Genomic DNA, 6,562 nt, shown 5'->3' on the forward strand with positions numbered 1-6,562 from the left:
GGGGTGCTGCCACCGGGGGATATTCGCAACTGCTTGGCGGCTTTGGCGGATGAGGAAAAAATTGTTACTGAACTGTTTCAGTATCGCTTTGAGGCGGGGGATGGCTTGGCGGGACATAGTTTTGGCAATTTGTTTCTGACGGCGATGACAAATATCACCGGGGATCTGGAGCGGGCGATCGCCACCAGCTCAGCAGTCTTAGCCATTCGCGGTCAAGTGTTGCCAGCCACCCTAACAGATATGACCCTTTGGGCCCGTCTTGCCGATGGTCGCCTTATCCATGGAGAGTCGAACATTACCGCCGCCCGGGGCAAAATTGTCGAAATTGGCTGCTCGCCCCCAGCCCCCAAAGCTCTGCCCCGCGCTATTCAAGCCCTCCGTGACGCCGACTACATTATTCTTGGCCCCGGCAGTCTCTATACCAGTATCATTCCCAATCTCTTGGTGCCTGAGATTGCCCAAGCCCTAGCAGAACGCCAGTGCCCCTGTGTGTATGTCTGCAACATTATGACGCAGCCGGGGGAAACCGATGGCTATACCGTTGGTGACCATGTGCGTGCTCTCGATACCGTTACGGGCGATCGCCTGTTCGATGCCGTGCTGGTGCAAAAATATCCCCCCAGTGCCGCTCACCGTGAACGCTATGCGCAGCAGGGCAGTACCGTTGTGGCCATTGATCGGGAAGAACTCGCTCGCCAAAACTGCCGGCTGATCCTTGCGGATGTCATGGATGAATCCGCGCCCACCGTGCGCCATCATTCGCAAAAGTTAGCGGCGATTCTGATGCGCTGGTATCAGCGGGTGCGATCGCTCTAGCCTTGTGCCCTGGGAAGGTGATCCTTAATAATAGAACCGTTGCCCTTGGGTGTGTGGCCTGCCATGTCCTTGGAACTTCTGCGATCGCTGGTGTGGATGGACTACCGCCTTGCGGTCCTCTTTACCGTGGTTATTCCCTTGATCCTGCTGCTGTGGTCAACGATTAAAAACGTACCAGCGATTACCCAACTCCTGATTATCTACTGGCGAGTCTCTAGTCTGTTGGCAATTACCGTGTATCTGATGATGCCACAGTGGCCAGTGGCCTACGTCACAGGATTTATGGCCTTGGTGTTGATTCCCATTAGCCTCTGGTTTTGGGTCGATCTCAATGAAGAAATTAGCGATCGCCAAGATTTGATTGGTCAGGTCTTTAGTAGCTGGCGCTGGGGGGTAACGCTCTACTGCGTTCTTGCCGCCATTGGTCAGGCCTTCTATCTGCGCTGTGGGTTTGTTGCTGGCGCGGTTCAGACCCCCAGCTGCCAAGTCTGGCTCGAGCCACCCCTGATGTTCAAAGGGATTTTCCATGCCCAAGCTCGCGCTGGCACCCTTGGCTTCTTTGCGGCAGTTGCCCTTGTCATGTATATGCTCTATCTCAGCTACTTTGTTTTTGTGCGCTTACCCAAGCAGGGGCGATCGGCCACGGGGCTATAGCCATGCCGCTGCCACGCATTCTTGAACCCGAGGTCATGGAGACACCAGAAACCGCTGCTGCCTATGACGCAATGGATTTTACTGCTGTTAACACTGCCTTCTGTGAAGATTTAGCCGCGGTCTTGCCCACTGTGGAGCAACCTCTAAGGGTTTTGGATGTGGGTACAGGGAACGGGCGAATTCTGCAAATGCTGCATCAACGGTACCCCCATTGGCAACTGACAGGGATTGACCTCAGTCCAGCCATGTTGGCGATCGCTCGCCACCACAGTCCACAATTAACCTTTATTGAAGGGGACGCCAAAACTTTGCCCTTTGCCGCAGCCCGCTTTGATGTGGTCATCAGCAATAGCCTTGTCCACCACCTAGCCGACCCTCAGCCCGCCCTAGGGGAAATGCTGCGGGTGCTCCGTCCCCAGGGTACCCTATTTATTCGCGATCTCTGTCGTCCGCAAACGCTGGCAGAACTGCAAGCCTTGGTTGAGCAATATGCTGGCCAAGACACACCTGAACAGCAGCAACTTTTTGCTGACTCCCTCCATGCGGCACTGACCCTAAGGGAAATGAGTGATCTCTTGAGAACATTGCCGCAGCCGCCGCAGCAGTGGCAAGCCACCCTCACCTCTGATCGCCATTGGACCGTCGTGGCACAGCGCTAATGAACCGACGGCAATACTTTATGGCTTTGTTGCCCAATGCCAAAATTCAGGCTGAAGTGACCTGCCTCAAGCAGTATTGTTGCGATCGCTACCAAAGCCAAGCGGCCCTGCGCTCTCCTCCCCATGTCACCCTCTATCCCCCCTTTTGGTGGCCGGATGCGGCAGTAGCAGCTCTGGAGCAGGCCCTAGAAACCTTTTCCTACCAAGCCGCTCCCGTGGAATTAATCTTCGATGGCTTTGCTGCCTTTGCGCCGCGAGTCATTTATATTCACGTGGCACCCACCCCAGCCCTAAAAGACCTCCAAGCACAGCTCGTCAAAGCAGTAGTGAAGCCCCTGAACCTTCCCCCGACGCAACGCCATCCCTTTACCCCCCACATGACGATTGCCTTTCGCGATTTAACCAAGGAGAACTTTCGCCACGCCTGGGCCGAATTTCAGGAGAAACCCTTTACTGCCCGCTGTTGGGTATCCCACCTCACACTGCTGGTGCACAATGGCCGACGCTGGCAGATCTATCGTGAATTTTTGTTAAGAAATTTTGCCCCTGCTGCCCCTTGAAATCAATTGGCAACAAGTCAATGACTTGATTTTTGCCAACCGCGGAATTATGATGCAAGGAACACTTTTCTCTCAGACTTCCTAAAATCAGAAGTAGAGCCCTTTGCCCAAGGATGGCACACGCTCAAAACTGTGAAAGCCCCGGGGGGAGAGAATTGTCTTTCCTAATATTTTAGATATTTTAGATAAAGGGTTGTAAGAGAATATTAAAACCTTGGTAGCGATAAATACTTAGTTACTTTCATGCTATGGGACCTGAGGAAAGTGCTGATATGAGGGGGATAGTTGTGTTTTCTGTCCTTTGGAACAACAGAGTTGAATTCAGCCCCTTCCATGATCTGAGGAATTTTAGGGAGTCAATGTATCAGCAGTAGCCCATTGCTGAGGACAAGGTTATGAAACTGGAAGATATCTACACCTTTTTCCGCCAACCACCGCCCGTTTACCTGAGTAAGGAAGTTGCAGTGTGCTATGTGCTTTATACCCTTGTGGAAAAAGGGGATTCCTATGGGACGGCACTGATTCAAGCCATTGAAAATGAATATCCCCTCTACCGCCTATCCGATACTGTTCTCTACAGTGCCCTCAAATTCCTAGAAGATGAGGGGATTATTGATGGCTATTGGAAAAAGGTCGAAGGTCGCGGTCGGCCTCGGCGGATGTACCACATTGTCGGCGAAAAGGAGCAACAGGCGCGAGAACTTTCGGAGCTTTGGCTGCGCTATTTGCAGGAACATCCCCACCGTCAGGAATCATCTTAGGAGTCGAGCTGGCGCAGGCGATCGCGCACGGCTTGGATATCCTGCCACGTCAACCATTTGGGGCTGCCCGGCTCCCGCGAGTTATTGCGCAATAGATAGGCTGGATGAAAGATGGGCATACACCAGCGCCCCTGCCATTCAATCCACTGGCCACGAATTTTTGTAATCCCGCGATTATCTTTCAGCAATCCAGACACAGCCGTTGCCCCCGCCAGCAGAATAATGCGGGGGTTGACCAAGCGAATCTGCTCTAATAAGTAGGGTATACAGGCCGCTGCTTCAATGGGTGTTGGGACACGGTTGCCAGGAGGACGGCATTTAACAATGTTGCAGATATAGGCGTCCCGCTCACTGTCGAGATTGACCGAAGCAAGGATTTTATCGAGGAGTTGCCCCGCCTTACCAACAAAGGGGCGGCCACTTTCATCCTCTGCTTGACCTGGTCCTTCCCCAATAATCATCAACTTGGCAGCAGGATTACCCCGGCTGACCACCACATGGGTACGGCTGGCTGCTAAATCACAGCGTTGACACTGCTGACAATGTGCCGCAAGGGCCTGCAAGTTGCGGTAGGTGCCAGCGGGGATGGGCACCTCAGCCCGTAGGGGAATTTGATCATAGGTGGCAGGATCCAGGGGCGTCGCTGGTGCAGGTTCAGCTTCTGTGGGGCTGTCAAATAAGCTAAATTGCAACGGCTCACTCATGCAGATCGTAAATTCCTGAGAATAATGTTAAAGAAACTTCACGAAACTTAGGAAAAACTTAGGACAAGTCACACCAATTTTATGGCGATCGCCAGAACCTTAATTTATCTCACAAAAGTATTTTACAAATTAATAACTACGACGAAACAGGTTTCCCACTGCATTGTATAAAAAATACCTGAAGGGTTTAACAACACGGCCGTTGTTTCCCAGGCCCCTTTGCGGAACAACCCATCAGTGATCGTTAGACCTTTCCGTCACGCCAAGAGCGTTGCACGTTTTTTAAAAAAACACACCAAGGATCAGCTTGGTCGCTCTCGGGTTGCTTGACACAGCCCTTAGGGAGTTGCTGATCAACCCCCTAAAAATCCTGCCTTTTCTCTGGGGGCAGGAATGTCAAGAAGGTCTCACTTCTTTAATAACCTTTAAGGAGAATTGATCCATGCTAGATGCATTTGCCAAAGTTGTCGCTCAGGCCGATGCCCGGGGTGAATTCCTCACCAACGCCCAGTTCGATGCCCTGTCCAACTTGGTGAAAGAAGGCAACAAGCGTCTGGATGCTGTCAACCGCATCACCAGCAATGCCTCCACGATCGTTGCTAACGCAGCTCGTGCCCTCTTTGCAGAGCAACCCCAACTGATCCAACCCGGTGGGAATGCCTACACCAACCGTCGTATGGCTGCTTGCCTGCGCGACATGGAAATCATCTTGCGCTATGTGACCTACGCCATTTTGGCCGGTGACTCCAGCGTGCTGGATGATCGCTGCTTGAACGGTCTGCGGGAAACCTACCAAGCCCTGGGGACGCCCGGTTCCTCTGTGGCTGTGGCCATTCAGAAAATGAAAGATGCCGCGATCGCGATCGCCAATGATCCCAATGGCATCACCCCTGGCGATTGCAGCGCCCTGATGTCTGAAATCGCTGGCTACTTTGATCGGGCCGCTGCCGCTGTTGCCTAAGTAAGGCACCTTCGACGTTCTCTAACTTTGACCGTTCTGAACACGCACATTTTTTAGGGAGATATTTTATCCATGAAAACGCCGATTACTGAAGCTATTGCCGCCGCCGATACCCAAGGTCGTTTCCTCAGCAACACCGAACTGCAAGCGGTGGATGGTCGCTTCAAGCGCGCTGTGGCCAGCATGGAAGCGGCTCGCGCTCTGACCAACAATGCCCAGAGCCTGATTGACGGCGCAGCCCAAGCGGTGTATCAAAAATTCCCCTACACCACCACCATGCAAGGCTCTCAGTATGCCTCGACCCCCGAGGGCAAAGCCAAGTGCGCCCGTGACATCGGCTACTATCTGCGGATGATCACCTACTGCCTCGTGGCGGGTGGCACCGGTCCGATGGACGAGTACCTGATTGCCGGCTTGTCTGAAATCAACAGCACCTTTGATCTGTCGCCAAGCTGGTATATCGAAGCTCTGAAATACATCAAAGCCAACCATGGCTTGACCGGCCAAGCTGCGGTGGAAGCCAACGCCTACATCGACTACGCCATTAACGCCCTCAGCTAATAGGCGTTTCCCTTTGTTGCCCGGTGAGGTAAGCAGATGTTGTCGGCGTTGGGCTGACCCTTTGTTTACAACACCGGGCTTGTTTGTACCCTCGATATTTAGGAGTTTGTACCGTGGCTATTACTGCTGCTGCTTCGCGCTTGGGTACCTCCGCCTTCAGTGATGCTCCGCGGGTGGAGCTGCGTGCCAACTGGAGCGAGGAAGATTTGGAGACTGTTATCCGTGCCGTTTACCGCCAGGTCTTGGGCAATGACTATGTCATGGCATCGGAGCGTTTGGTGAGTGCGGAGTCACTGTTGCGCAATGGCAAAATTACCGTGCGGGAGTTTGTGCGCGCAGTGGCTAAGTCGGAACTATACAAAGAGAAGTTTCTCTACGGCAATTTTCAAACCCGTGTCATTGAACTGAACTATAAACATTTGTTGGGGCGGGCACCCTACGACGAGTCAGAAGTGATCTTCCACTTGGATCTCTACGAAAATGAAGGCTTTGATGCCGACATTGACTCCTACATTGATTCCCCTGAATACACCAATAGCTTTGGGGATTGGGTGGTGCCCTACTATCGCGGGTTTAATACCCAGCCAGGTCAGAAAACCGTCGGCTTTAACCGCATGTTTCGTCTCTATCGCGGCTATGCCAATAGCGATCGCGCCCAAGCGGAAGGCAGCATGTCCCGTTTAGCACGGGATTTGGCCACCAACCGTGCCAATACGGTGGTGCCACCTTCCAATAGTGATACGGCCTTTGCCTACTACACCCCCAGTGCCGATGTCCCCCCACGGGCTTGCTTAGGCGGTTCCTTTGGTGAAAGTGGCCGCGTCTATCGCATTGAAGTGGCGGGGATTCGCCAGCCGGGCTATCCAGGGGTGCGCCGCAGTAGTAC

The 6,562-nt window shown here is 53.1% G+C and carries 9 protein-coding genes; 8 read left to right on the forward strand and 1 reads right to left on the reverse strand.

Translation table 11 applies throughout. The annotated features are described in order from the left end of the window. From H8Q75_RS08915 to H8Q75_RS08935, 5 genes are all read left to right on the forward strand, one after another. The coding region (locus H8Q75_RS08915) for a gluconeogenesis factor YvcK family protein (RefSeq protein ID WP_297041188.1) at positions 1 to 816 on the forward strand (816 nt) is incomplete at its 5' end. 63 nt (positions 817 to 879) lie between these two features. Then, positions 880 to 1,470, forward strand: coding sequence for a DUF3177 family protein (locus H8Q75_RS08920; protein WP_024124987.1), 591 nt, complete (start codon positions 880 to 882; stop codon positions 1,468 to 1,470). A 2-nt stretch (positions 1,471 to 1,472) separates the two neighbouring features. Then, on the forward strand, positions 1,473 to 2,129 hold the full coding sequence (locus H8Q75_RS08925) for a class I SAM-dependent methyltransferase (RefSeq protein ID WP_024124988.1): 657 nt from the start codon (positions 1,473 to 1,475) through the stop codon (positions 2,127 to 2,129). After that, positions 2,129 to 2,689: a 2'-5' RNA ligase family protein gene (locus H8Q75_RS08930; RefSeq protein ID WP_024124989.1), complete on the forward strand. Its 561-nt coding sequence runs from the start codon at positions 2,129 to 2,131 to the stop codon at positions 2,687 to 2,689. Before H8Q75_RS08925 ends, H8Q75_RS08930 begins: the two co-directional genes overlap by 1 nt. A gap of 395 nt (positions 2,690 to 3,084) precedes the next feature. Continuing rightward, positions 3,085 to 3,450, forward strand: coding sequence for a PadR family transcriptional regulator (locus H8Q75_RS08935; protein ID WP_024124990.1), 366 nt, complete (start codon positions 3,085 to 3,087; stop codon positions 3,448 to 3,450). On the opposite strand, the gene H8Q75_RS08940 is transcribed toward H8Q75_RS08935, so the two are convergent. After that, a complete protein-coding gene (locus H8Q75_RS08940; RefSeq protein WP_297041191.1) occupies positions 3,447 to 4,154 on the reverse strand; it encodes a uracil-DNA glycosylase in 708 nt (235 codons plus the stop codon). The two genes, H8Q75_RS08935 and H8Q75_RS08940, sit on opposite strands and share 4 nt — an antisense overlap. Positions 4,155 to 4,596: 442 nt before the next feature. On the opposite strand from H8Q75_RS08940, the gene H8Q75_RS08945 reads away from it, so the two are divergent. The 3 genes from H8Q75_RS08945 to H8Q75_RS08955 form a co-directional block, all read left to right on the forward strand. Further along, positions 4,597 to 5,115, forward strand: a complete 519-nt coding sequence (locus H8Q75_RS08945; RefSeq protein WP_011057792.1) for a phycocyanin subunit beta — start codon at positions 4,597 to 4,599, stop codon at positions 5,113 to 5,115. A 72-nt stretch (positions 5,116 to 5,187) separates the two neighbouring features. Then, positions 5,188 to 5,676 carry a phycocyanin subunit alpha gene (gene cpcA / locus H8Q75_RS08950; RefSeq protein WP_024124992.1) on the forward strand — a complete coding sequence of 163 codons (489 nt, stop codon included), beginning with the start codon at positions 5,188 to 5,190 and terminating at the stop codon, positions 5,674 to 5,676. A gap of 113 nt (positions 5,677 to 5,789) precedes the next feature. Beyond that, positions 5,790 to 6,562 (forward strand): phycobilisome rod-core linker polypeptide (locus tag H8Q75_RS08955; protein ID WP_297041194.1); only part of this gene is annotated, 773 nt, incomplete at its 3' end.

Origin of the sequence: Thermosynechococcus sp. OHK43 (assembly GCF_014466085.1) — a bacterium.
Classification (GTDB): domain Bacteria; phylum Cyanobacteriota; class Cyanobacteriia; order Thermosynechococcales; family Thermosynechococcaceae; genus Thermosynechococcus.

Bases quoted from the DNA above. Each gene is read 5' to 3' on its own strand.
- H8Q75_RS08920 (WP_024124987.1), top strand. From the start codon at position 880: ATGTCCTTGGAACTTCTGCGATCGCTGGTGTGGATGGACTACCGCCTT.
- H8Q75_RS08925 (WP_024124988.1), top strand. From the start codon at position 1,473: ATGCCGCTGCCACGCATTCTTGAACCCGAGGTCATGGAGACACCAGAA.
- H8Q75_RS08930 (WP_024124989.1), top strand. From the start codon at position 2,129: ATGAACCGACGGCAATACTTTATGGCTTTGTTGCCCAATGCCAAAATT.
- H8Q75_RS08935 (WP_024124990.1), top strand. From the start codon at position 3,085: ATGAAACTGGAAGATATCTACACCTTTTTCCGCCAACCACCGCCCGTT.
- H8Q75_RS08940 (WP_297041191.1), bottom strand. From the start codon at position 4,154: ATGAGTGAGCCGTTGCAATTTAGCTTATTTGACAGCCCCACAGAAGCT.
- H8Q75_RS08945 (WP_011057792.1), top strand. From the start codon at position 4,597: ATGCTAGATGCATTTGCCAAAGTTGTCGCTCAGGCCGATGCCCGGGGT.
- cpcA (WP_024124992.1), top strand. From the start codon at position 5,188: ATGAAAACGCCGATTACTGAAGCTATTGCCGCCGCCGATACCCAAGGT.